Below are 25,320 nucleotides of genomic sequence, written 5' to 3'. Positions count from 1 at the left end.
GTTATAATGGTTTCTCCATTAAATAATGTTGGATTTCATTCCACATCAAAAAGCTTTTCTCAACGATTTGATAGCCACATTTTTTATAAAAGTCAACTGCAATTTCGCGGGCTTGCAAAATCATTTTTGTTGCGCCTTGTTGTTTTGCTTTTTCTTCCGCATAGGCGATGAGTAATTTGCCAATGCCTAAGCCTTGTGTGTTTTCTCTCACTCCCATAAAACGCAATTGCGCTTCGGAAGGAGAGTTGTATTGCAAGCGACAAACCCCTAAAATGTTGTTGTTTTGATCGCAGGCCATGATGTGAACGGAAGAGTCTTCGAAATTGTCCTTTTCGCTACCAACCGGTTGATTCCATGGTTTACGAAGTACTTCGTAGCGCAGTAAATAATAAGCCTCAAACTCTTGCGATGTTTGAGGCTCTTTTATGATTATCGAAACGTTTGTTTCCAGAAGTTTAGAATTTAGAACGCGTTCTGCGTTTTGCAGGGATTTTATAAGAAACGGTAACATTAATGAACATGTATGCATCTTTACGATTCGAGTGACCTCTTACTTCACCCGGTGCACTTTGCCAACCACCATTTGCATTGCCGCCCAATTCTTCAGGCATGTTTAGCAATGAAGGATCTGCTAAATCAGCAGCCATATCACCTTTTGCAGCTCTGATAGCATCGTTATCATAATAAACACCACTCACATCATCCATATAATCGGTGAAGGTTTTGCGAATTCCGATTTCCAAACCAATTGACCATTCTTTGTTAATCGCATCTTTCACACCAATACCATAAGGAATTACCACAGAAAATCTGGAGTAAGCTTTTGGTCCGCCCGGTAAGCCTTGACCTTCGGTACCAAGTGGTTGTAAGTTTACCCATGCACCACGGTATCTTGCTTGTGGATTGTAGAAAATACCACCAACACCCACAAATGCATACGCTTGAAAGTTATAATTCTTTACACCTTTTGCATTTTTGATTTGATAGCGCGCCCCTTGTTGTTCTTTAGTAATGAAGAATTCCATTTGTCCGGAAATCTCATGAACACTGGATCTGAAATGTAAGTTACGGTTGTTTCTAAAAGGTTCCTTGGTAAGTTTATCATTACCACTTAATAATTGATAATAATATCCACCTTTTACAGCAAAACGGTTGTGAAATTTATAACGAATGGCAACCTGAGCGGATGGACGAGTTGCTTTGAATTCTAAGTCGCGGACAAAAAAAGTACCGATTTGATTTGCTCCACCTAATTCTCCTAAAAAGTTGGATGCGCCAATGCCGATAATAAACTCTGGACGAGGTTTTTTTCTTTTAGCAAAAGAATTTCCGGTGCGGACACTGGATTTTTTTTTACTTGAATTTTTGTATTGTGCAGATGCAACAATAGGAGAGATGATCAGTAAAAAAATGAGTAGCTTTTTTAACATGTTCTTTTGCACTTTATAGATTCGCAAATTTAAGTAAATTATCTAAATAAACCAAATTATGCTTTTTTTAATAGTTTGTTAAGTTATTGTAAATTAATTAGTTATCTTAAAGATGTTAGATTTTACTCTGATTGAACGGCCGTTCAATACAGTGTTTTCTTTCAATAAAAGTTGTTTAGCCGGTTTTTCTTCCAGTGCTTCCTTCACCGATTTTATTCTTCCTGCCGGAATATCTTTCTGAATAAATTGCTTCATCAATTCGGTTGCCTTGTGTTTTTTTATTTCCTTTTTTAAAATTTCAAACAAAGCTGTTCTGTTTTTTACACGTTGGCTATTCGTAGAAAATTTTTTGTCGGTGATTAATTTTTCTGATTTTAAAACCGAACAGAGTTGTTTAAATTGTTTGTCGTTTCCAACTGCTAATACAATTAATTTTTTGTCGGCCGTGGAAAACAATTCTCCATAAGGTGCAATGTTCGGATGCAACGAACCGATGGGTTGCGGATTGTGTTTCGCCATCAGCCAGTTGGTTGCTTGGTTGGCAAGCGATGCAATGGCCGCATCGTATAGTGAAACCGATACTTTTGCACCTTTTCCTGTTTTTAATTTGTTGAGGAGTGCCACCAAAATCCCTTCTTTTAATTGGTGTGCAGCAAGAATATCAATCAGTGCAACCGGCATTTTTATAGGACCGCTGGTTGTTGTTCCGTTCATAAACATAAAACCGGTTTCCGCTTGCAATACCAAATCAAATGCGGTTCGGCTGCTGTTTTCACCAAATCCGGAAATCTGTCCATAGATGAGTTTCGGGTTTAATTTTTTGAGCGTATTGTAATCCATGCCCAGTTTTACATCGTCTCCTTTTTTATAATTTGCAATCACAACATCAGCTGTTTTTATGAGTGCATGAATTTTTAATTTTTCAGAAGTATTTTTAAAATCAGCAAACACTGTTGCTTTGTTCCAGTTGACCGCTGCATAATACGCAGAGCTTTTCGATTGAACATTTTCAGAAGGCAATTTCCAGCTGCGCGTTACATCACCGTTGGTTGATTTATTTTCAACTTTGATCACCTTCGCACCCAGTTCTGAAAAAAATAGTCCAACAGCGGGTCCGGCTAAAACATTCGCCAATTCAACCACTTTGAGATCTTTGAATAATCCACTCATGATTAATAGGCGGGGTGTTTGGGTTTATTGTTCAGAATGGTTTCAATCGAAAGTAGCACTTCTTCGGTTAGTTTTTCGACTACTTCTAACGCCTGTAAATTATCTTTTAGTTGTTCTACTTTGGAGGCACCGGTGATAACCGTACTTACATTTTTATTTTTTAAGCACCATGCCAATGCTAAGCGCGGCAGGTTCGTATCCAATTCTTTTGCGAGTGTTGCTAATATTCTAGCCTTTTCAATTTTTTCTTTGCCTTCTTCTCCGAGTGCTTCTTTTTTTAGCCATTCCATGTTTGCTAATTCGAAACGGGTGTCTTTCGGAATTTCGTTGTTGTATTTTCCGGTAAGAAGTCCGGATGCAAGTGGCGACCAGATTGTTGTTCCTAAACCGATTTCAGAATAGAGTTTATTAAATTCCACTTCAAATTTTTCGCGGTGAAACATGTTGTATTGTGGCTGCTCCATGGTAGGGGGAGTGAGTCCGTATTGACGCGCGATGCTATACGCTTCCATAATTTCCTGAGCGCTCCATTCGCTGGTTCCCCAGTATAAAATTTTCCCTTGTTGAATCAAGGTATCCATGGCGCGGACGGATTCTTCGATGGGTGTGTTTTTATCCGGGCGGTGACAAAAATATAAATCCAAGTAGTCTACTTGCAAACGTTTGAGTGCATTGTTACAGGCTTCTACGATGTGTTTTTTGCTCAACCCCATTTGGTTGGGAAGTTTTCCTCCCCAAAAAACTTTACTGGAAACAACATAAGTAGAGCGGTCCCAGTTCATTTTTTTTAGAATGTTACCCATCACAACTTCCGACTTTCCACCGGCATAAGCTTCGGCATTGTCAAAAAAGTTGATGCCATTGTCGTATGCCACTTTCATGCATTCTTCCGCTACATTGTTTTCAATTTGGTGAGCGAAGGTCACCCATGATCCAAAGGACAAAGCGCTTACTTGTAATCCTGATTTTCCTAGTCTTCTATATTCCATCATTTATTTAATTGGTATATAAAAGTAACAAAAAGAAAAGGAAATAGTTGTTGGTTTTAGAATATAAATTGGAAGGAGAGAAGAAAAAGGTCGAAAAGCTATTAGGAAGTTACTGTTGATGTTATTTTACTAGTATCAATTTCTCTGTTTGTATAATTTGGTTATTAATTCGGATGTTGTAATAATATACTCCTGCAGATAATTGGCTGTTTTCAATTTTCAATTTAGTCTCATTATTGTTTAAAGAAAAGGTTGTAACTTTTTTGCCAGAGATCTCATATATTTCAAAACTGCCAGTTTCATTCACATTTAAAGAATATGATACTTCCATTGTACCCATGTTTGGATTTGGGTAAACAAGAAAGCTTGATTTTTTAGGAAGTTCAGGTATTCCAACTAATGAATCACAATCAATAACGCTTATGTCATCAACATAATAGTAGGCATCTGGTTGAAAATTGCCTACGATAGAATCAATTTTTGAATTTATGTTTGTTTCAAAATTACCAATTGTAAAATATTTTTCCCCTCCAACAGCAACATATGTATCCCAAACTAAAAACCAATTTACTGTATCAGTAACAATGTTATTTGTGTCATTTTGAATTTGTGGAATAACATTAATATAATTTTGTGTAGCGTTAGTTAAAATGGAATTGCTAAAGTATGCTGAAATATTACTTGTGGCATATCGAGATACATTTGCTAGTGATACGTAAAAACTTACACAATAAGTAACACCAGTAATAAGTGTGTCACTTAGTTGGATTTCAATATACTCTCTTAAATTAGCAGCCGTTGTATTGTTATAGAATGTTAATCCACAATAACCTAATCCACTTTTCGCTGTTTGGTAGCCTAGGAAGTTATTTGGTACATTAAAAAAGCTTGAGTTGCATGAATTAAAGTAATCAGGTGTGCCAGTGTTTGCAGAAAACCAGGGGGGTGCAAAGTTAATTTGGCTAGGGTTGTATGGACAAGTGTCGTAAATTTCGAAACTGGGATTCGGAATTAAGTTTTGAGATTCAGCATACAAGCAGAAAGCAAAAAGCAGAAGTGTGAAAATTATTTTTTTCATTTTATCTTTATAAAGCGAGCCCTTTGTAAAAGGCGCTTACTTGTAACCCTAGTTTTCCTAGTCTTCTATATTCCATCATTTATTTTATTGGTATATAAAAGTAACAAAAAGAAAAGGAAAGGGTTGCTGATTTTAGAATATAAATTAGAAAGGAATCAATAATTTCATTTTATTAATTGTACAAAACCTCTTTGGTTGTACTCTTTGTCATCTATGCCTTTAGCTGTGAGAATGTAAAAATATACACCATCGGAACATTCTATGCCTGCTGTTGTTCTGCCGTCCCACATATCATTTATATCTTTTAGTTCTCCTACCAATATTCCCCAACGATTATAAATTTTGCAATTTAATATTTTTAGATTAGATGATGTTATTTGAAAATTATCATTAACATCATCATTGTTAGGAGTAAATACATTAGGAATTGTGATATTAACTGTTGAATTATTATTTAGGCAATCACCAATAAAAACATCGTCTATGTAATAATACGAGGCAAAATCCCATACTCCACCAACATTTATTGTGTCAGATGTAAAAGTACTATTGAAGTTTCCAATTGTAATATATTTTTCTCCACCAATAGCAATATACTGCCATTCAACCTTCATCCATTCAATCTTATCTGTTAAAGTAACCGTAGTATTTATTAATTGAGGCGAAGCCAATATTATATTCGTTGGAGTTGTAACCAAAGTGTTTGAAAAATAAACGCCTATATTGTTTGTGCAATAAGCTGATGGTTCTGATAAACTGAGATAGAATGAAACGCAATATGTTGAATCCTTTTTTAAAGTGTCCGACAACATTGTTTCAATATACTCATAGGTGTTTGGAAAGCCTTTGTTGTAAGCGTAAAAACCTGCATAGGCATTTCCATTTTTTGCATTTTGAAAGCCAAATCCATTTGTTGGAACACTAACAATAGTCGTATTACATATATTAAAATAATCAGGTGTTGAGTTTAATGAAGTGGATGGGTTAACCCATCCAGCAGAATTGTATATTTGACTTATGGAAGTTGGACAAAGAAGTGTATCTTCAAAAGATGGATTAGGCACAAGATTCACTTGAGAAACCATTCTTAGAGAAAACAATACAAAAACAATATATAACCTAATTCCTGACATTTATACAAAGATAAAACCCTTTACGCAATAATGCGCAAAGGGTTTAAATTACTTATTAAGCGGTCTTATTTAACAATAACAAGCTTACTGGCCTTCACATTTCTGCCATTAATACTGTATTTGTAAAAATAAACACCCGAATTTAATAACGAAACGGATATTGTTTGTTCATTTTTGCTTGCATTCAATACTTGAATCATTACTTTTTCACCGATTAAATTGTAAATCTCAAAAACTGCTTCATCAGTATCTTCAACTTTATAATTAATTGTGAGTTGATTTGACGCGGGATTTGGATAAATCAATATAGAAGTATTTTCATCTGAAACCATATCATTGTTTGCAAAGGACATCGTTCTTACTTCTTCTCCTGTTTCACAAGGATTGTAATAGAATGTGCCCAATGAATCTACTTCCGATAATAAAACACGTGCTTGATAAACACCAACACCATCAGTAAACGGACATTTGTTAGCCAGGACTCTTAAATCGCCTATTTGAGACGCAGTATATGTAATGTTATCCAAATAATTATTGATAACAATATCGTTGATTAATTTTTGATTAGTTTCAATATCATTTGTTGGTGAAATGCTATTACTGATAGCCTGAGCACTAGTCATATCTGCCGTGTTGTATTTATCAGGATCACTAATTGTGGCATTGAGCTCAATTAGTTTGCCTAAATTTTCTGTTGCCGACAAATTTACAAATGATTGCAAAATAGGGTCTGCGCTTACATCTATGCTGTCATTTTGTATGTTTACAAGTAACCCATGCTTGCTCAACCATTTGCTGTTTAAATCATTACCAGGAAAACTAATGTTTTCAACTGCTATATCTTGTGCTCTTTTTAATAACTTCTCAGATAGAAAAGCCGGACAGGCAGGGGCAAATGACGTTCCGCTTGTTGTAGGAGTTAAAGTAAAAGGTGTAGCTCCAATAGCCAGTGTGGGATTTGGATTGTATAAGGCATTTAAGCTGCTTGGAAAAGCTCCAATTCGATAAATAATTGTATCACCTATTGAACTTAAAGATGTAAAAGTTCTTTTACTTGTAGTGCTAGAACCTGTCACTGGAATATTTGACCATCTGTTATAGCTTGGTTGCCCTGCAATAGTTGGATTATCTTGTTTTCCGATAAACCCACTATTCGCCAGCCATAAGCCATAAAAATCATTGTTGATAATATTGTTAAAAACATCACTTGGCATTGTACCAGAACATTTAATCCCGAATCCCATGTCTTTCACTGTATTGCAATAGATATAGCTTAAAGGAGATATGTTTGCTTCAATTCCTCCATTTTTTGTTGCATACGACAATGGAACAATTTTCACTTTATTGGAAGTAATACGTGCACCATAACTTCCTGAAACTTGAATCCCGACAGAACGGAGAATTGGTAAAGCATAAGGTTCCGTTTCTATATCGTTCATGTCAATATTCACTTTATTTAAATTCTCAGCTTGTATTCCATATTCAACAGTTTTTATCGTATTATGATACACGCTGTAAAATGCCCCAACACCTGAAGAACTTATTTCCTGTATCCAAATACCTCTCGAAAAATTATTCATATTGTGTATTTTATTATCGCGAATACTTGTATTACAGATTGTATTGGTTAAGCAATGGATTCCTATTAAAGAGGAGGAAAAATCATTTTCTCTAATAATAACTGTATTCGTTCTTCTGCTGTTTTTAATAAACACACATTTTTGTGTAATTTGCTTAAAATCATTGCTGTCAACTACTACGTTCATGTTTTGTTCAGATAAAATACCATTATGACAATTTTTAAATGTATTCAAGCCTGCGCTGGTTCCATCACCAACAGTTAAGGTTCTTGGAAAATATGGAAACAAAGGATAGCCAATAACTTTAATAGCAGCGATACCTGAGTATGGAACCGTTCCTAAATTCATGTCTTTGAAATCGTTATTCAAAACTTTAACAGAACTTTTTGTTGCTAGAATTCCTAAATTCATATTTTTAAATGTGTTTAGGTTTGAAGAACCGATTAAACCAACTTGAACACTCAATACGCTGTTAATCTCAATTCCAGTATGGGTTCTATCGCCAGCGAATGGAGGATTTAATGTTGCAATCGAGCCAATAATTGGTTGACACGTAAATTTTGTGTCTCTGATTGTTCCCGTATGAGATGCTGCAGTATAGGGAGTTAGTTCCATGTGTTTCAAATTTCTGTTTAATCTAGCTCCATTCAAAATATATCTTCCACCTGCAACAGAATAGATTGCAATTTTTGCATCTTCAATTACTGAATTTTTGTCTACCCGCAAAAGTGAACCAAATTGAACTCGAATTCTATCCCACATGATATCGCATGCTGACAATAATGAAGCGTTAGTTATGTATAACGTATCGCCTGGTAGGATATCAATAATAGCATCCATTCCAAGTTTTACGCTATCGGTGCTCCAAGTCATATTTTGATCAATTGTAAATGTTCCATTGATAGAAAAACTTTGATTGCTAATTACTGAGGTTCCGTAATACGCAATCATGTGTGATGCGGAATCGTTTACAAAAGTTGTATCTCCATACACACAACATGGCTTAACAATAAATACTGCAAAACTATCACACCCCATAGAATCCATAACCGTTATCAGTAAAGTATCACCAAGCAAATCATTATAGACGACCGTAAATACTCCAAGACTATCAACAGCTGAGGCTGTTCCTCCAGCACCTACGGGAATGACAGTGACCGAATATGTCAAAGTACTGTCATAATTTGTAATTGTATAGGGTATTGAAGTACTTGCTACACAAACTAATGAATCGCCATCAATCAATGGTTTTGAAGGTAAAGGCACAACATTTATTTGAATCGTATCATGAAATGTACAATCGCAAGAGCCGACAACAATCGTAGAGTAATAGATCGTAGTATCATGAGGAGAAACTGTTATTATACTCATTGAATCCTGACCAATCAAGCTTGTATCAATAGGAATTGAAGTCCAGTAATAATAATCGACATTCAAGGAATCTAATACTTGGGATTGAATTGTAACGGACTCCCCATCACAAATTGTAGAATCGGCATCAGAAACAAGTGAAAAAATACTATCAACAGGAATAACCGAAACCGAATCGAGATAATAATATGCTGAAGGGCTTGAGCCAGAACCAAGAGTGATCGAAGTATTGCCGAAATTTCCAATTACAATATTCTCCTCCGTACCATTAGCTGTATAAGTCCCTGTTATCAGTGTCCAAGTGCTTGTATCCGAAATAAAGGTAGTATTTACAATATTTGGGGGTTGTGGAGCTGCACCTGTATTATCTAATAATAATCCCGCATTCCCTGCGTTGACAGTAATGTTAAAATTATCTACGAAGGCTGCTCCGATTGAATTAGTTGCCAAAAGAGAATTATCAGATAAGCTAACATAAAATCGTACATTGTAGGTTACTCCGCTATCAAGCGGACAACGCAATGTCTGATAAATGTATTCATGCCAAAAATCAGTTGTTGAAATGGAATTAGCTTTCGCAAAAAAACCGGCATAAGCTGTACCTTGAAATGTAGTTTCGGTTCCAAATTGATTATTTGGCACATGTACCGAATTAGCAAAACTTGTGGAGGGCGGGGGTGATAAAGTCGTAAAATAATCTGGTGTACTTCCAGAAGATAAGGTTGATGGATCATAAGATGGGTTTCCCCAGCCACAAGCATAACTCATGTAATTTAAAGTCGTTGTGCTATGTTGAGGCGGAAATGTTGGTGAATACGCTTCGAAGCTTCCATTACAAATCATATCACAGGAATTCAATACGGCTAAATTGCAATTTGAACACAATGGTGGTGCTAGTAAAAAGTCTATACCTAGTTTATATTCAATTATATCTGTAGTCGATATTTTATTTATTTGTAAATAATAAACAGTATTTGAAAGTATAGAAGGAGCGGTAATTCTTAAAACTGAGTCGCTTGGATCAGAAAGTGTATCGCTTCCGACTATTGTTAAGGTTCCGCAAGTTCCTCCCCAAAGTGTCATTTTAATTACTTTGTCAGAAGTAGGATTTATTTTATTTAATAAACCAATTCCTACTTTGGTGTTTTCTGAAGTGAATAAATACCATTGGCTTATTTGCTGTTGACTTAATAATATTTCTGAAGATGGATCCTCATAAGGCAATGTCAAAGAGGTGGTACATGTTGTTCCTGTCTGTGAGTAAATGGAAGTGCTAATGAGCAGTCCCAGGAAAACGGATACAAGTTTTTTCATTTGTTTTTATTTTAGGAATATTTTGAAAATTATTTATGATCGATTTTGGGAAATTTGTAAGGGTGCTAATATCAACTAAATTAAATTCAAATTATAGGGTATAAATACCCCATTTTTTTAATAGGGTATTTTTACCCTATTTGCTGCTTTAATCGAATGTGCAATTATAAATATCTTCACGGCCACTTTTTGGCCGTTGAAATTTTGAAGTCATTTTTTTGACAAAAATTATATCAAAATACAAAAACATAAAGAATGTATTCGCCAATAAGAATTGCTGATTTTAGAAGATAAATTAGAAAGGAGAGAAGAAAAAAAAGTACTCGGGAGGGGAGTCGAACCCCCACGTCTTTCGACACCTGCCTTGCCGGCAGGCAGGTACGCCTCTCAAGCGTACACGTCAGCCAGTTCTACTTGTGGGCAGGAAGGTTCACCACTTGTGATTTTTATTAAGTACTTGGGAGGGGAGTCGAACCCCCACGTCTTTCGACATACGCCCCTCAAGCGTACACGTCTGCCAGTTTCGCCACCCAAGTATAGTTTAAATTATTATTTTATTTATATCATTTATATGTCTGCCAGTCCTGCCTGCCGGTAGGCAGGTTTGCCACCCGAGTATAGAACAAAGGTAAAGTTTTTATTGAATGATTTTAAGAATTATTCTGTTACAATAATGGATAAGTTGATGGTTGCATTATCCGATAACGAAATACTATTTCCTCCAACACCATAGTCTCTTCGGTTGATGGAGAAGCTTCCTTTAAATTCGGTTTTTTCAGGAATTTTCATAAAGTTGAACGGGATAATCACTTCTTTGGTGACACCTTTCATGGTTAATTTAAACAGTCCTTTGTAAGTGATGGGTCCTGTTTTTTCAATTTTAACAGATTGAAGTGTGATTTTTGGAAATTTTTCGACATCAAAATATTCGGCTTTGCGAAGGTGTTCATCGCGCATGCTGTTGTCGGTGTTTATTGTTTTTGAATTTACACTTGCAGTGATTACCGCTTCTTCCGGTTTTAAAGGATTGAATTTTATATCTGCTACTAAGCCTGTAAATGAACCATCAACAGACACCCCGGCATTTTTAATTTTGAAGGTGATAGACGATGATTTTACTTTCCATGCTGTATTATCCATTACAAAAAAGAATGGAAGAAGGGCAAATACATATTTTACAAAAAGTAATTTCATCGGTTTAAAGTTTAGTTAGGCTTTATTGATTTTGTTTAATAAATAATCTTGACCTACAAACACACCACAGGTGCGAATAGCGCCTACTGTTACTCCTAATACTCCATGCATGTTTAAGTTTTGTCCGGTAAAAAACAAATTCGGAATTTTAGTGATGGGCGAAATAAATGTTCGGATTGGATCGTGATAGTCTTTTGCAATTCCATACAAACCACCATCGCGTGCACCAATGTAATCACGGTACGTGAGTGGAGTGGAAGAAGTGTAGGAATGAATGCAGCTTCGAATATTCGGAAACTTTTTTGCTATTTCATCAATCAGTTGTTCAGCTTTACGTGTTTTAAAATCTTCATACTCTTGTCCTCTGCTATCGCGGTGTTTCGGAATGGTAGCAAAAGTATTTGCCCATTTTTTAACATCATCGTATTGCATGTAGCTCAATAGCGTCATGCTATCTGCATATGTGTCTGATTTTGATGTTTTGGGTATAAATGCACAATATCCATCCGGCCAAGCATCCCCCACCTGGTACATTCCGGTCCAAACATCATTTCTTTTATAATGGTAATAATTGTGATTTTTATACTCAAACGTATTTGGTTTTAAAACAATGTCGAGGATAAAAGCGGAAGAAGAATTTTCTAATCCTTGGATTCGGTTGCGGTATGCTTTTTTTATTTTATCGGATTCCAGCATATCCATGGTTGATGCGGGATGAATGTTGGAAATGAAATTTTTTCCTTCAATTTTTTCACCATCTTTTAATTCAACGTGGGTAATCACGCCATCTTTTTCAACAATTTTAGCGACTTCCGAATAATTCCGAATTTCGCCACCCATTGCTTTGATATTTTTGGTGAGCAGGCGTTCAATTTGCGCACCACCATCCACACATTTATAAGAGCTTTCGATATAGGTGTTCACCACCAATGCATGCACATACAATGGCGTTTTAGAGCCATCACCGGCATAAAGTGGGTTAGAACCTCCCAATACACTTTGAAGTTTTGTATTGGATGTGATGCTTTCAATAAATCCTTTTGCGCTAATGTCGAGGTATTTGGTACCGATAATTGGTGCTTCATCAGCTCTTAGCTGGTAGAGCGGGAAGTAATCGCATACTTCCTGAATTTGTTTAACGTAATTTTGCAGCGCTGCTCTTTCTCCCGGAAATTGTTGTGAAAGTTGTTCAACAAAATTATCATAACCTTGTGCATGTTTGTATTCTGTTGGGTCGCCATCAAAACTAATTCGATCAAACCCATCCATGTCCATTTTTTGGAGATGCAGTTTGTCCATGATGTCAAAGTATTTAAAACTTTGATTTAAGTTTTGTCCGTCATTCAAGCCACCGAGGTAGTGGATGCCGGTATCAAAGATGGCTTTATCGCGAACAAAAATTTGTAAGCTGCCTCCCAATTGTCGGTTTTTTTCCAGCACCAACACTTTATATCCTTCTTTACTAAGAATGAATGCACTTTCCAGTCCGCCTAATCCACTGCCAATAATTACAACATCGTATTGTGACATAATTTGCTGTTATTTTTTAATAATGTAGGTTATGTTCGAAGTGAGTTTGGTGTTATCAATTTTATGATAATTGAAACCATGTTTTTTTACCACTTCTAAAATAAAGTTTGAAGATACAAATTCTAATTTATTTTTTGTTTTGTTGAATCCCACATTTGTGGAAACAAACTCGGTGTAGCGCGTGCCCCAATGTCTGCCTTTTAAGCTGGAATCTGCATCCCGTAATAAAATCATGCCGCCTGCATTCAAGCTATCCATACATTTTATCAATAATTTTTCTTGTTCAATTACCGGAAGGTAATGCAAGATATCACTTAAAATAAATGCATCACTTTTTGGTAATTCACATTCGGTGGCATCGGCAGCAAAAAAGGAAATGTTTTTTGTTTTCGAAAAACAATTGTTGGCGACAATGATTTTATCTTCATCGTAATCCGTTCCAATCACCACGCGATCTTCACTCATGTAGGCCAGCATGTATGGCAAGAATCCATAGCCACAGCCAATATCCGTGATGGTTCCTTTTTTTGGTAAAAGGGATTCGAACAATTGGTAGTTGTCTTCCAACTTTACTTTGATACGCATGTACCATTCTAAAACCGGACCTTTATAAATATAGTTTTTCGTTAATCGGTTGAAGAAATAATCCACCGTTTCAACCTCTGCTCTTATTTTAGCGTATTCTGCTTTAAAGTATTTGCTAATGTTTTTTGTTTTATCGCTGTAGGTATCACCAAACGATTTGTCATTCGCATCAATACGAGGCAGGTATTTCACAGTAACCGTTCCCGGTTTTAATAAAAAGCTATCGTCTTTCCCTTGCACAAAGGCATTGCCATGAAATACAATCGGAACAATATCGACATTTAATTTTTCTGCAATGTAAAACGCACCTTTATGGAATCGGCCGATTTTAACTGTTTCGGAGCGGGAGCCTTCCGGGAAAATTCCAAGAGAATATCCATCATTGATCAGACCTCTTATTTTATCTAAGTTTTCTTCGTAGCCAGCAGCTTTTGGAATAAAACCTCCCAAGCGAACAATCGGTCCCATGAATGGCGAATCCCATACCCAATCGTTCACCATTAATATGAGTTTTGGATTGAGCGATTGCATCAACAAAGAATCAATCACCGAATGGTGGTTAGCAATAACGATTGCAGGTTTGTTGAGCTTTTCATTTAAGTCGTTGATGATGCGTTTGCGAACATGCACGTTTACATAAATCATCGATTTGGTATAGGCATATCGTAAGTTGTGGAAAATCTTTAATCGAATCTTTTTTGGAATAGGCAATAGTTTGACGATGATGAATCCCAATGGGATGAGTGTAAAGCAGCCGAAGGTGAACCATGCAAATGCAAATACAGATTGCAATAAACTGAGTAAAGTGAAAGGCACACGTTTTTGTTCGGTACGATTTGTAATTAAAAATTTAAACAAAGCCGGTTGGATGGTATTCGAAATAATCAATACCGAAAACATTCCGATGATGGTGATTAATCCGATGGATTTTAAAGCAGGATGAGAAGCAAAAATCAACACTCCAATTCCAATCATGGTGGTGGTAGCAGAAATAAAAATTCCTGTTTTATACGATGCCAGATTTTTTTGTCCGGTTTTGTATTCATTCATCAACGCATCGGTAATAAAGATGGCATAATCGTCACCCAAACCAAAAATGAAAGTAGAGATGATGATGTTGATGATGTTGAATTTAATATCAAAAGCACCCATAATTCCAAGGATGCAGAGCCAGCTCAACACCATTGGGATGTAAGTAATCAATGCCAGTTCAAAGCGTCCGTAGGAAATGATGAGCATGATTAATACCAACAGTGATGAGATGGTAAGAATCAGATTGAAGTTGTTTTTGATAATTTCGATGAAGCGATTTGTCAGGAATTTTTTATCGAATACAATTAGATGTTCCGTTTCTTTAAACGCATTCACCACTTGATCTTCGTTTTCTGCTGTTGTTTTAATAACGGTGACAACGGTAGTTTCATCCGGTTTTTCAGTGATGTAGTTATCGAGCATACTCGACTTTAAACCACTAAATGCACTTGCATCAATGGTGGAAAAGTCTTTGTTAAGCATTTCATAAAAAGCGGAGAATGCATTTTCTTTGAATTTATATTTTTCGCTTTTACTGATTAAATCTGCTTTCAGCTTTTCTTTCTTGTCGCTTGTCCAATAGTCTTTCCAGCGTTTGATACGTTTTTCTTGTTCTTGTTTGGATAACAAGATCGTAGAAATGGTTGAGTACTTTTTTAATATATTCTCTTTTTCCAGTTGATTTAAAAGAGGGATGTTTTTTTCGCTATGTGTTAATGCTTCGTCTAAGTTTTTTCCGCTGGAAACGAGATAAACGCTACGTAAGGAAACATTGCTGATGGAATTTAAATTCTGTTCCGCTTTTGCCAGTTCAGGATCCATGTAGTTGAAGCTCATCATGTCGCCTTCGAAACTGACACGCTGTGAAGTATATACAGAGACTGCTGAAACGAGGATGATGAACCAGATTAAGAGTTTGTTGTTCTCGAATTTATAGGCAGCAATTCTTTCGATGAAGTTGGGTTTGTGATTTTCTGGAGAAGCGGATGCCTTCTTCTTTCGCATAAAATGCGGAAAGATGATAAGCGTAAATAAAGCAGCACCCATCAAGCTGAAGGCTGCAAACATTCCAAAATCTTGTAAGGCTTCCGACTTTACAAAATATAAACTTAACAACGCTCCAATGGTGGTGGTGCTTCCCAGTGTAAGCGGGAAAGAAAGGTCTTTAACGGTTTCTTCGGCTGAGTTGAGATGTTTGAAATGGGTATAGAAGTGAATGGTATAATCCATTGCTATTCCCAGAATGATGGAGCCGGCACCCAAAGCAATGGCAGAAATTTCTCCTTTCAGAAGGTAAAGCATTGCCAATGAGAATGCGCCACCAAATGCAACGGGAATAAAAATCACAAAGAATACTTCGATGCGTTTGAAGAATAAACTGATGAACAGAAATAATCCGACAAGCGTGATGGAAAGAGTAAGAATAACATCACTTTTGATTTGTTTGGCATTGCCCACAGCCACAGCAACACCGCCAAAATATTCAGCATGCAAGCCTTTGTATTTCGAAATGTTGTTGGCAAGCACGGTATCCAGTTTCGCTAAAAGAATAGCGTTTTTAGCTGTTTCGGACGACTTAGGAGTGGGAGTGATAAAGAATAATAAATGCTTTTTATCTTTTGTAAAGATGCAACCGTTTTCCAATTCAAAATTATCATCAAATTGCAAGGTTTGCATCCGTTTTAGAGCATACGGAGTTATTCCGATAGGATCTCTAAGAATGTTTTTTTTCATCACCAAGCTGGTTGGTGAAAGCAGGGTTTTGTAATTTCTTTCTAAGGTCGTGTCCAGTTTCTCAGAAGTAATGAGATGATCTAAGGTTTGATAATCCTTTTCTTCCAGGAAGATGGGCAGATTATCGATAAAGGTATTGTAGACATCGTACATCACATCATCGTTCACTTTATAGGTAATTTCTTTGATGAGCGAAGAGTCGATGCCTTGAAGCGATGCAATTAAGCTGTCGGAGAATTCAATTAATCGATCAGGGTTGGGAGTTGCAGTAGAATCGGAAAGGGAAACAGTAACGACTAATCGATCCAGAAATTTTGAGTTTTTGAAGAAGGTGTTTAGGCGTTCAATCTTGGCATCAGTAGGCATCATCTTGGTGATGTCTTCTTCCATTTTTATTTTGGAAGCAAAGAAACCTACAAACCCTAACGCGCCAAATAATAAAAGGAAGAAAAGAATTCTTCTTTTTTTAAGCAAGCGATAGATGGATGTAAATATAATTCCCATTTAGTTTCTTCTTCTTAACGAATAACTTTTTTTTAGTACGTCATTGCGAGGAACGAAGCAATCTCTTTTGATCGGTTGCCATTCTGCTCATCGTGAAAGATTGCTTCGTTCCTCGCTCCCGATTGCTATCGGGAGATGTTTATAATCTACTTTGGTTTTATTTTTGTTTACTCTCTACTGCTAATTCTTTTTTACCAAAAATCTTCAATAAAACATACGTAATCAGCCCAAACGCAATAGCCATGATTACTGCAAACACCATACTTCCCAATAAGTATTCGTACAAATGCTGCAATACTTTTCCGCTGAATAAATATTCATGCAACAATTGTTTGGTTGTTTCAAGCGTGAGTTGATTGGTTTCAATGGTTTCACTCATGTCTCTTCCCAATAGCCATTGTCCGGTTCGCAAACTACCAAACAACAATATTGGAATCATGGGCGGCACACTAATTTGTGCTGCCAATCCAACTATGGCTTTGTTGAGTTTCATAAAATGTGCCAATACCAATGCTGTTACAAATTGAAATCCCCAAATAGGTATAATTCCCATAAACACGCCAAATGCAACACCTAAAGATTTGCGCATCACGGATTCGTTGGTGTCGAGAAAATATTTTTTAACGACCGCTTTGATATTGGCGATGCTCAAATGCTTAATAATCCGAATGGGTTTGTACCAGAGCATTGCCGGAAAAAACAAATACGTATTCAGCAAGCTGATACGTGTAAAATCTTTTCCAGGTCGAAAATGACTGATGCGTTTTTCACCTTCCGCATAAAAGACTTTAATGGGAACAGGCAAAACTGGGATACCACGCCAGGCTGCTTTCACACTTACTTCAATTTCAAATTCATATTTGGAAGTGAAATAACGTGCACCTTTCATTTTTTGAATAGGGTAGAGGCGATATCCAGATTGAGTATCCGGGAGATTGATGCCGGTAAAAAGCATGAACCAAAAATTAGAAAACTTATTGCCGAAGGTGTTCTTTTTCGGCATGTTTTCCTGATTCAGGTTGCGCGCTCCAATTAACAATGCATCGGGTGTTTCTTCAATCTTATCAATAAATACGGGGATATCGTCAGCAAAATGTTGACCGTCACTATCAATGGTGATGGCATACCGATAGTTTTTTTCCTGTGCAGCTTTAATACCGGTTCGCAGAGCAATTCCTTTTCCACGGTTCGGAGAATAGGAAATGATTTGAATGGTGGTAAATGCTTTTAATAGTTCGTGGGTAGCATCCGTTGCTCCGTCATTCACAACAATGATGTTGTTCGTGAATTTAAGCACATCGGTAATCACTTGAGCGATGGTTTGTTGATTATTATAGGTAGGGATAATCACACAACAGTTTAGTGCATCTATCTTTTTTCTATATAACTCGTAATCAATTATAACCGACATAATTCTTATAGCGTGTAAACAAAAAAATTGCCTCAAAAGGAGGCAAATTTTATAAGCTACAAAAATAGCATTTTTATTGGTTTTTGGGACAGTAAAATAGAATGATTTTAAGCTTAAATCTCCTTAAAATGACCTTTAAACGTGAAGAAGTTGGTTGTTTCGGCAGAAATAAGGCTATCGGCTTGCAAAAGCCCATCTTCTTTGGTTTTGATGGTTAAGCTCATGGTGACATTTCCATTTACTTCCGGATTTAAAATGGCCGTAAATTTCAGATTGTCGCCTTTCACCATTTGAAGTTTTTTATTGGTGATATGCTCCACGGTTTCTTTCACCATTTGCGTTAAACATACTCCGGGTGTAATAGGGTTTCCCGGAAAATGTCCATTGTAAATGTCGTGTTTCGGATTCATTTCAATGCTGATAATGTATTTATCCCCATTTTGTATATCCTTAATTTTAAAGAAGTCGTTTAGTAGCATTTTCGTGTTTATTTCTTTAACAAATTCAGTTCGATTTTCAATTTTATATCGTGATGTTGAATCACAATTGCATTAGGAAAATCGTTTTGATAATTTGAGAGTGTAAAGGTAGTCTTTTTTCTTCTTTTTTTAGCATGTTCGATTTTTACTAAATGAGATGGATTTTCCTCATAAAAATAATAATTGTGGAAGCTTTCTTGAGCACATTTATATACGTTATTGTTATTTTTCGGGTCTCGCAATCGGACATATGATTTTGTCGCATTTTCATTCATGAGTAATGTTTCAATGTCTTTTTGAATTACTTTCAACAGCTTTGGTTTATTGAATTGCGGAACACAATAATGCAGCGTAAAGGCAGTATCCTTAAATTCAAAATCAAATAATTTCATTCCTAATTCTGTAGTGAAAATCACGCGATAGTCTTGTGGCGACATTTGTTTTGTAACCAACAAGCCACTATAATCTTTGCCGTAAACAGTGATATTGGTTTTGAAAAGGAAGGAATTGAAATTGTCTCCGAAAATTGATTTTTTATCTTCAACTCTCCACTTGCGGTCTTCCAGGACGTTTAATTTCCCATAATGACCAAAGTGACAAGCACTAAAAAGAACTGCGATGAAACTACTTAATACTAAATTTTTCATCCGCTATCGGCTGGTTGGTTTTGCGATTGGTAAAATCAATGCTGGTATAATCGTCACTTGGTTCAATCATTTTTACTTTATCCACCGCATAATCGGTTTTGTTGATGTACAATTGAATCACTTTTAAAAAATCCTTTGCGCCTTTTTGTAATGGGGATAATTCTAAAAGATAAAATTTTTCATTCTCATAAAATTTCGCTTTGTAATCCTTGTTGTTTAAGAGGTTTCCTTGAACAGTATTGACCATCATTTCATTAATGCTCTTGAACATTTTATTGGAATTGATGTCGTATTTACTCACTTTCCCATTGTCCTTGATAAACATTTTATCTTTATTGATGGCGATCAGATATTTGTACGGGTCATTGTATTCCCAGCGCAACATGTTCACTTTTTTGAAATGAAAATGCCCTTTGCTGATGATTTTTTCGGACATCACACTTAGATATTTTTCTTGCGTAAAATCACTTTCCAAAGTCGTAATCAATTTGGATTGCGCTTCCATTTTTTGTTTGAATGCAGTGGTGTCTTTCACCGGTTTATAGCCGGCAGGCACTTGTGCGGAAACGAAGAAGGTGATGAATAAGAATTGTATTAGTAATATGTTTTTCATTTTCAATTTACATTTGCGACACACCCCTTACCCCTCTCTAGAGGGGAATGCATTGTGCTTATATTTTTGTTTCTCTCATCTAACTATAAAGCTAGTTAAATGCAAAATTCATATTCAATACTCAAATCAAATCCCCTCTTGAGAGGGGCCAGGGGTGTGTATTTGTTAATTACCCATACCCTTTAAGTTTCAAAAGCTCCTCCACACTTACAATTTTGAAGCCATTTTCTTTTGCAAAATTAAGTGTTTGTTTTAATACTTGGGTTGTTTTTTCCGAAGTATCATGAAACAGGATGATAGCGCCCGGTTTAACTTGTGAAATCACCCGTTGCGCGATTATCTCTTCGCTATCCTTGGTTGTATCTAAGGAGCGTATATTCCATCCGATAATTTCGTAATTCAATGCTTTTGATGCTCGTGCAAGATTGGGAGTAGTAACTCCGTAAGGCGGACGAAAGAACTTCACTCGTTTACGGATGATGTTGTAAATCGCATCGGATGTAGTATTCAATTCATCTATAAATCCCGCTTTACTTTTAAAATCAATAAAAAAGGAATGTGAAAAGGTGTGGTTCCCGATGGTATGTCCGGCTGCATCTATCTTTTTGATGATGCTTTCATTCCCGAGAATATTTTTTCCGATTACAAAAAAGGTAGCAGGAACGTTGAACTCTTCTAAGATGGATAAAATTTTGGGTGTATAAACGGCATTCGGACCGTCATCAAAAGTCAAGGCGATTAATTTTTCATCCGTAACAGCGTTGCAATGAGCTTTTGTATAAAAATTGGATTGGATGGTAGCCGAGCCATAAATAATCAATGCTTTAAAACTGAAGATTGGAAGCAGAAACCACCAAAGACTGATGCCTATGAAGTAATACAGCAAACCGATTGTTATACATTCGATAACAAAACAAAGACTCGCTATTTTAAAGTTTAGCATTGTGAAAGCAAATACACCGAATGATCGGCATCCAGGAATGTATTGTAGATAAGTACGTTTTTAATTTGTTTGGTTTTGTTTTCTCCAATTAAAGTTGCACTTGGAATGGATTGTGTTTTTATAATTTTTGAGGCCAGCCACATTGCAAAACTTCCTGCTGTTTGGTATTCACCGCATAGGTGTTTGAAATAGGTAGATGTGCTGCTTTTGAATAAATTGTCTTTCAGATGGTAATAGGTTTTATCAAAGCGAGCATCACCGTTAATGCCATACACTACCACATCAATATCGTTTGCCGTTAAACCATTTGCAGTCAACAACTCCGTTACTTTCTGTTCAATTTCCTCATTGTTTTCCGGTTTGTAAATGGTTTTGATGCCTCTTAACTTTGCATACGAAGTTTCTGATTGTTCTTTGCTTAAAATAAAAAATGCAGCACCTTCACCGGCAATGCTGCCATTGGTTTTGCTGTTGATGAGTTCCATGGTCGGAACCGATTCTTCTTTTTTCCAGTATCCAATACGATCACAAACACGATAGTATTTTTCGGTCATTTCATCATGACCGCCAATTAAAATATTTTTTGCTTCGCCTTCTGCCAATGTCATCAATGCATCCAAAACTGCACTTTCAAAAGAAAATCCTTTGTGCACATACGTGAAATTGTAGTTCATGCATTTTAGTTGCAATGCAATTTGAGCACTTACGGTGTTGTGAGTAGATTGTATGAATGAGGTAGGAGTAAGGAATTGTTCATCGTTGTGAATGATGGCCCATAAAAACTTTTCGGTATCTTCTAAACATCCCAATGCTGTTCCTGTCATGATAGCATCCGGCATTTCAACCTTCGCATCTTTAAAGCAAACGGTAGAAGCGGCAATACTCATCTTGATGATGCGTGCCATTCTTCGTGCAAGCGTAGGATTTAAAAATTCTTTGTAAGAAGGTTCGATACAAGAAAGGTATTTTGAATTATGTTCCACTACTTCCGATAAAAAGTCGGTAGCCTCAAATGTTTTTTGAGGAGAAATAATTCCCATGCCATTGATATATCCTTCCATTTTATTGATGTCTCGAGAATATTAATGCGGATGTGTTTCCTCCAAATCCAAAAGAGTTGGATAAAACATGAGTTATTTTTTTACTTCTATCCAATTGAGTTGTTGGTTTAAAACTCAATTCTTCCATTGGTGTTTTGTAATTCATGTTCGGGAAAATCACATTGTGCTGGATTGCCAAAACAGAAAAAACGGCTTCTATGGCCGCGCAAGCGCCCAATGTATGTCCGGTGTATGCTTTTGTGGAGCTGATGCTCGGCACATTTTTATTAAACAATCTGTCGATGGCAGTGCCTTCCGACATGTCATTGATTGCGGTTCCGGTACCATGTGCATTGATGTAATCAATATCACTTGGTTTTAATCCGCTTACTTTAAATGCTTTTTCCATCGCCAAGTAAGCACCTGCTCCATCAGGGGAAGAAGCGGTTTGATGATAAGCATCGTTTGAATTTCCGTATCCGGAAAGTTCAGCTAAAATTTCTTTTCCTGCAGCAGCTTTTTCAGATTCAATTACAATGAATCCGGCACCTTCGCCTAGGTTTAAGCCTTGACGGTTGGCATCAAAAGGTTTGCAGTGTTCTTTATCTAAAATCATCAACGTCATAAAACCATTGATGGTAAAGCGCGACATAGAATCGGTTCCACCAACGATAACGCGATCAAGTAAACCATGTTTAATTAAACGTGCACCCAGCATGATGGAATTAGCAGAGGAGGAGCATGCAGTAGAGATGGTCGATAAATAATCTTTAACGCCCAAGTTGTCAGCAATAAATTCGGTACTGTCGCCACATTCGTGTGCTTCAATGTATTTAAGCCAGTCACCGGTTTTTTCCGGATTCAAATAGTCCAGCCATAAGTCTTCGGTCATTCCCATTCCACCAACACTGGTAGCAGAAATGATTCCGGTTCTGAATTCTCTGATGTTTTTTATTCCTGCAGATTGTACAGCTTCTTGTGCTGCAATTAAGCCGAGTAGGGCAGTGCGAGTACTTTGTTTGTCGGGAGTTAATCCCGCCATCGCTGTAAGTTGTTCATTCGTGGATTTAACTTCTCCAACCGGAACATTGTCTTTATGACGCGAACGCACATTTTCCAATGTTCCAATACCGGATTTGAGTTGCTCCAATGAAGCCAGCGACTCCGCAACATTGTTTCCAATGGCAGAAATCACCCCCATACCTGTAATGTAGATTTTCGAAGACATATTTAAATTCAAATAAAACCTAACAACTAATAAATGACTTCAGTATCTTTCTAAATCACCTAATCACCTAATCACCTAGTCACCTAATCACCTAGTCACTTAGTTACCTAATCAACTAGTCAACTAGTCACCTAGTCACCTAGTCACCTAATCACCTAGTCACCTAGTCACCTAGTCACTTAGTCACCTAGTTACTTCTTATTGTCTTGAATAAATTGCGCCATTGTGCGGATCGATTGGAAAATCTTTTTTCCGTCAGCAGGGTTTGCAACTTTAATTCCGTGATTTTTTTCTAAAAGTACAATTAGCTCCAAAGCATCAATTGAATCCAAACCAAGTCCTTCTCCAAAAAGAGGAGCATCCGCATCGATGTCTTCTTTTTTTAAATCTTCTAAATTTAACTGTTCAATAATTTCACCTTTAAGTTGATCAATTAATGCATCCATTTTAGTTGTTTTGTTTAGTTGTTGTATAATTTGTTTAATTGTACTGAGTTGTGTTCAATGTTTAATCCGTCTGCTTGTTTTTCAATTGTATATAAAAATGCTTCGTAGCTGTTTTCATAAAAATCGACCCAGCCGGTAATGCAACATTTTGCTTTATTCCCATTCAAAAGTGTGTTTGTATACGAACTCATGAAATCGGCATCAAATTTATCAAAAATAAAGAAAGTATTCTCTCCTTTTATGCAATTTCTTATGGCTATTTCTCCAATCAAAATATTGGGTAAAGTGTATACAAATACAGCAGGACTAGGGAAATAGTTGTTTTTGTCGGAAATGGTGTGCTGGTGCTCCGTATCTATTTCCAAAGAAGAAGCCGCATTTGCGATGATAATGGACACATCTTCAGCAGTGTATTTTGTAACAAGTGGGTTCGCTTTTATCAAAATGTCGGAAGCAACAAAGGCCAATTTGCACAAAGCATCCATTTTATAAAACTTCGGATAATTGAGTTGAAAATGTTTGTAGGCAGCTTTTAGAAACTCTCCGGCAGGAAGTGATGCTTCCGAAAATGTTTCGTTTCCGTTTACATTCACCTTTCCGTTTTTAATGGAACAATAGGATGTGATATAATTTTTTTGCTCCATTAGTTGTTTTGTACTTTTTGAAAAAACACGGCAGCATTGCATCCGCCAAAGCCCGCAGCGGTTTTTAAACAATTGTTTATTTCGGCTGCAGTTGTGTGTTTAATAATGTTAATTGGTTTGGTGACACCCAATTCAGAAAAGTTATACGTGCCAATCAAGGTATTTGCGCGCATCGAATGAATACCGATAATGGATTCAATTAATCCTGCTGCACCTAATGTATGGCCAAAATAACTTTTTAAGCTATTCATGGGAACGTTAGCCAATTCAGCATCGGTGATGGCCAATGATTCCATATCATCGTTGTAAAGTGTTGCTGTGCCGTGTCCGGAGATATAACTCACGTCAGATGCTTTTATGTTTGATTCTTTTAATGTCTTATCAATGGCAATGAACAATCCATCTCCAGTGCGTGATGGTCCGGAAATGTGATTTGCATCGTTTGAGCTGGCGCCACCTGAAACTGTTATTAGTTGTTGGTTGTTAGTTGTTGGTGTTGTGTTTGAAAGCACAACTGTTCCGCAGCCTTCTCCAAGAGAAATTCCATCACGTTTTGCATCGTATGGTTTTGCAACTTCATTGCTAATGGCTTTGAAGGATTGAAATCCGGAGACAACAAACTGTGTTAAAATATCAACCCCGCTCACAATGATTGTATCGTATTGATTGGTTTCCAATAATCGTTTTCCTAAAATGATCGCCAATACACCGGAGATACAAGCATTTGAAACGATAAGTGGTTTATTCGGGTTGTTAAAGTGGTGTGCAATAACGTTCGCTGTTTCCCAGAGATACACTCTTTTTTTATCGAATTTAGAAGCGAGTGAAGGATCTAAAAGGTCGATATTCCCTTTGGTAGTTGAAAGGATGAGGAGTGTTTTTTTATTGGTGATATCGATGTTGGGATTTTGTTTTAGGCAATCATTGATGGATAGCAAAACCATTTTTTCCAAGCGGGTGAATTCTGCTTTTGTATTCAGTTTTTGAAATTCCGAATTTAATTGCTGAGTGTCAATCACTGCGGCACAAACAGGTTCAGCAGAAAGCGCAGAGTTTTCCAGGCGTTGAACACCCGTATTCTTTAGCTTCAGTTGTTCAAAATTTTCGGAACTTGTAAAGCCTAAAGGAGAAATGATATTATCGGCAACTATGTAAGATTCTAATTTCAATTTCTACTTCTTTTAATACTTTGTCATTTCAATCACAAGCTTCCTTGTTTGTCATT

At 36.6% G+C, this 25,320-nt stretch carries 20 protein-coding genes and 1 tRNA gene; all 21 read right to left on the bottom strand.

Annotated elements, in window-relative coordinates; genetic code table 11:
* Position 1: 1 nt before the first annotated feature.
* The 21 genes from IPP64_09365 to IPP64_09265 all read right to left on the bottom strand — a co-directional run bounded on the left by IPP64_09365 (position 2) and on the right by IPP64_09265 (position 25,264).
* On the bottom strand, positions 2-433 hold the full coding sequence (locus IPP64_09365) for a GNAT family N-acetyltransferase (protein MBL0329607.1): 432 nt from the start codon (positions 431-433) through the stop codon (positions 2-4).
* A 22-nt stretch (positions 434-455) separates the two neighbouring features.
* Positions 456-1,430 (bottom strand): hypothetical protein, encoded by a 975-nt coding sequence (locus tag IPP64_09360; GenBank protein MBL0329606.1) that lies wholly within the window; start codon positions 1,428-1,430, stop codon positions 456-458.
* A 93-nt stretch (positions 1,431-1,523) separates the two neighbouring features.
* The gene (locus tag IPP64_09355; GenBank protein MBL0329605.1) at positions 1,524-2,600 is read right to left on the bottom strand and encodes a CoA transferase; all 1,077 of its coding nucleotides are present in this window, start codon (positions 2,598-2,600) and stop codon (positions 1,524-1,526) included.
* A gap of 2 nt (positions 2,601-2,602) precedes the next feature.
* Complete coding sequence (locus IPP64_09350; GenBank protein MBL0329604.1) at positions 2,603-3,589, bottom strand: aldo/keto reductase; 987 nt, start codon at positions 3,587-3,589, stop codon at positions 2,603-2,605.
* A 121-nt stretch (positions 3,590-3,710) separates the two neighbouring features.
* Entirely contained in the window at positions 3,711-4,667 is a 957-nt protein-coding gene (locus IPP64_09345) for a T9SS type A sorting domain-containing protein (protein MBL0329603.1), read from the bottom strand.
* 164 nt (positions 4,668-4,831) lie between these two features.
* The gene (locus IPP64_09340; GenBank protein MBL0329602.1) at positions 4,832-5,800 is read right to left on the bottom strand and encodes a gliding motility-associated C-terminal domain-containing protein; all 969 of its coding nucleotides are present in this window, start codon (positions 5,798-5,800) and stop codon (positions 4,832-4,834) included.
* A 65-nt stretch (positions 5,801-5,865) separates the two neighbouring features.
* On the bottom strand, positions 5,866-10,065 hold the full coding sequence (locus IPP64_09335; protein MBL0329601.1) for a T9SS type A sorting domain-containing protein: 4,200 nt from the start codon (positions 10,063-10,065) through the stop codon (positions 5,866-5,868).
* A gap of 454 nt (positions 10,066-10,519) precedes the next feature.
* Positions 10,520-10,601, bottom strand: a tRNA-Leu gene (locus tag IPP64_09330).
* Positions 10,602-10,722: 121 nt separating this feature from the next.
* Positions 10,723-11,259, bottom strand: a complete 537-nt coding sequence (locus tag IPP64_09325; GenBank protein MBL0329600.1) for a YceI family protein — start codon at positions 11,257-11,259, stop codon at positions 10,723-10,725.
* A 15-nt stretch (positions 11,260-11,274) separates the two neighbouring features.
* A complete protein-coding gene (locus IPP64_09320) occupies positions 11,275-12,789 on the bottom strand; it encodes an NAD(P)/FAD-dependent oxidoreductase (GenBank protein MBL0329599.1) in 1,515 nt (504 codons plus the stop codon).
* A gap of 9 nt (positions 12,790-12,798) precedes the next feature.
* Complete coding sequence (locus IPP64_09315) at positions 12,799-16,644, bottom strand: 1-acyl-sn-glycerol-3-phosphate acyltransferase (GenBank protein ID MBL0329598.1); 3,846 nt, start codon at positions 16,642-16,644, stop codon at positions 12,799-12,801.
* A 157-nt stretch (positions 16,645-16,801) separates the two neighbouring features.
* Positions 16,802-18,055: a DUF2062 domain-containing protein gene (locus IPP64_09310; GenBank protein MBL0329597.1), complete on the bottom strand. Its 1,254-nt coding sequence runs from the start codon at positions 18,053-18,055 to the stop codon at positions 16,802-16,804.
* Positions 18,056-18,168: 113 nt separating this feature from the next.
* Positions 18,169-18,534 carry a 3-hydroxyacyl-ACP dehydratase gene (locus IPP64_09305; GenBank protein MBL0329596.1) on the bottom strand — a complete coding sequence of 122 codons (366 nt, stop codon included), beginning with the start codon at positions 18,532-18,534 and terminating at the stop codon, positions 18,169-18,171.
* 8 nt (positions 18,535-18,542) lie between these two features.
* The gene (locus tag IPP64_09300; GenBank protein ID MBL0329595.1) at positions 18,543-19,181 is read right to left on the bottom strand and encodes a hypothetical protein; all 639 of its coding nucleotides are present in this window, start codon (positions 19,179-19,181) and stop codon (positions 18,543-18,545) included.
* On the bottom strand, positions 19,159-19,794 hold the full coding sequence (locus IPP64_09295) for an outer membrane lipoprotein carrier protein LolA (protein ID MBL0329594.1): 636 nt from the start codon (positions 19,792-19,794) through the stop codon (positions 19,159-19,161). Before IPP64_09295 ends, IPP64_09300 begins: the two co-directional genes overlap by 23 nt.
* Positions 19,795-19,963: 169 nt before the next feature.
* Positions 19,964-20,737: a polysaccharide deacetylase family protein gene (locus tag IPP64_09290; protein MBL0329593.1), complete on the bottom strand. Its 774-nt coding sequence runs from the start codon at positions 20,735-20,737 to the stop codon at positions 19,964-19,966.
* The gene (locus IPP64_09285; GenBank protein ID MBL0329592.1) at positions 20,731-21,798 is read right to left on the bottom strand and encodes a beta-ketoacyl synthase chain length factor; all 1,068 of its coding nucleotides are present in this window, start codon (positions 21,796-21,798) and stop codon (positions 20,731-20,733) included. Before IPP64_09285 ends, IPP64_09290 begins: the two co-directional genes overlap by 7 nt.
* Before the next feature lies 1 nt (position 21,799).
* The gene (locus tag IPP64_09280; protein ID MBL0329591.1) at positions 21,800-23,005 is read right to left on the bottom strand and encodes a beta-ketoacyl-[acyl-carrier-protein] synthase family protein; all 1,206 of its coding nucleotides are present in this window, start codon (positions 23,003-23,005) and stop codon (positions 21,800-21,802) included.
* Between the two features lie 191 nt (positions 23,006-23,196).
* Positions 23,197-23,451 carry an acyl carrier protein gene (locus IPP64_09275; GenBank protein MBL0329590.1) on the bottom strand — a complete coding sequence of 85 codons (255 nt, stop codon included), beginning with the start codon at positions 23,449-23,451 and terminating at the stop codon, positions 23,197-23,199.
* A gap of 14 nt (positions 23,452-23,465) precedes the next feature.
* Positions 23,466-24,095, bottom strand: a complete 630-nt coding sequence (locus IPP64_09270) for a 3-oxoacyl-ACP synthase (GenBank protein ID MBL0329589.1) — start codon at positions 24,093-24,095, stop codon at positions 23,466-23,468.
* Positions 24,095-25,264, bottom strand: coding sequence for a beta-ketoacyl synthase (locus tag IPP64_09265; GenBank protein ID MBL0329588.1), 1,170 nt, complete (start codon positions 25,262-25,264; stop codon positions 24,095-24,097). Before IPP64_09265 ends, IPP64_09270 begins: the two co-directional genes overlap by 1 nt.
* Between the last annotated feature and the right edge of the window lie 56 nt (positions 25,265-25,320).

The organism is Bacteroidota bacterium, assembly GCA_016722565.1.
In the GTDB taxonomy this organism is placed as follows: Bacteria; Bacteroidota; Bacteroidia; order 2-12-FULL-35-15; family 2-12-FULL-35-15; genus 2-12-FULL-35-15.
The sequence above is the reverse complement of the archived record's forward strand: the minus strand, read 5'-3'. Positions and strand labels throughout refer to the sequence as shown.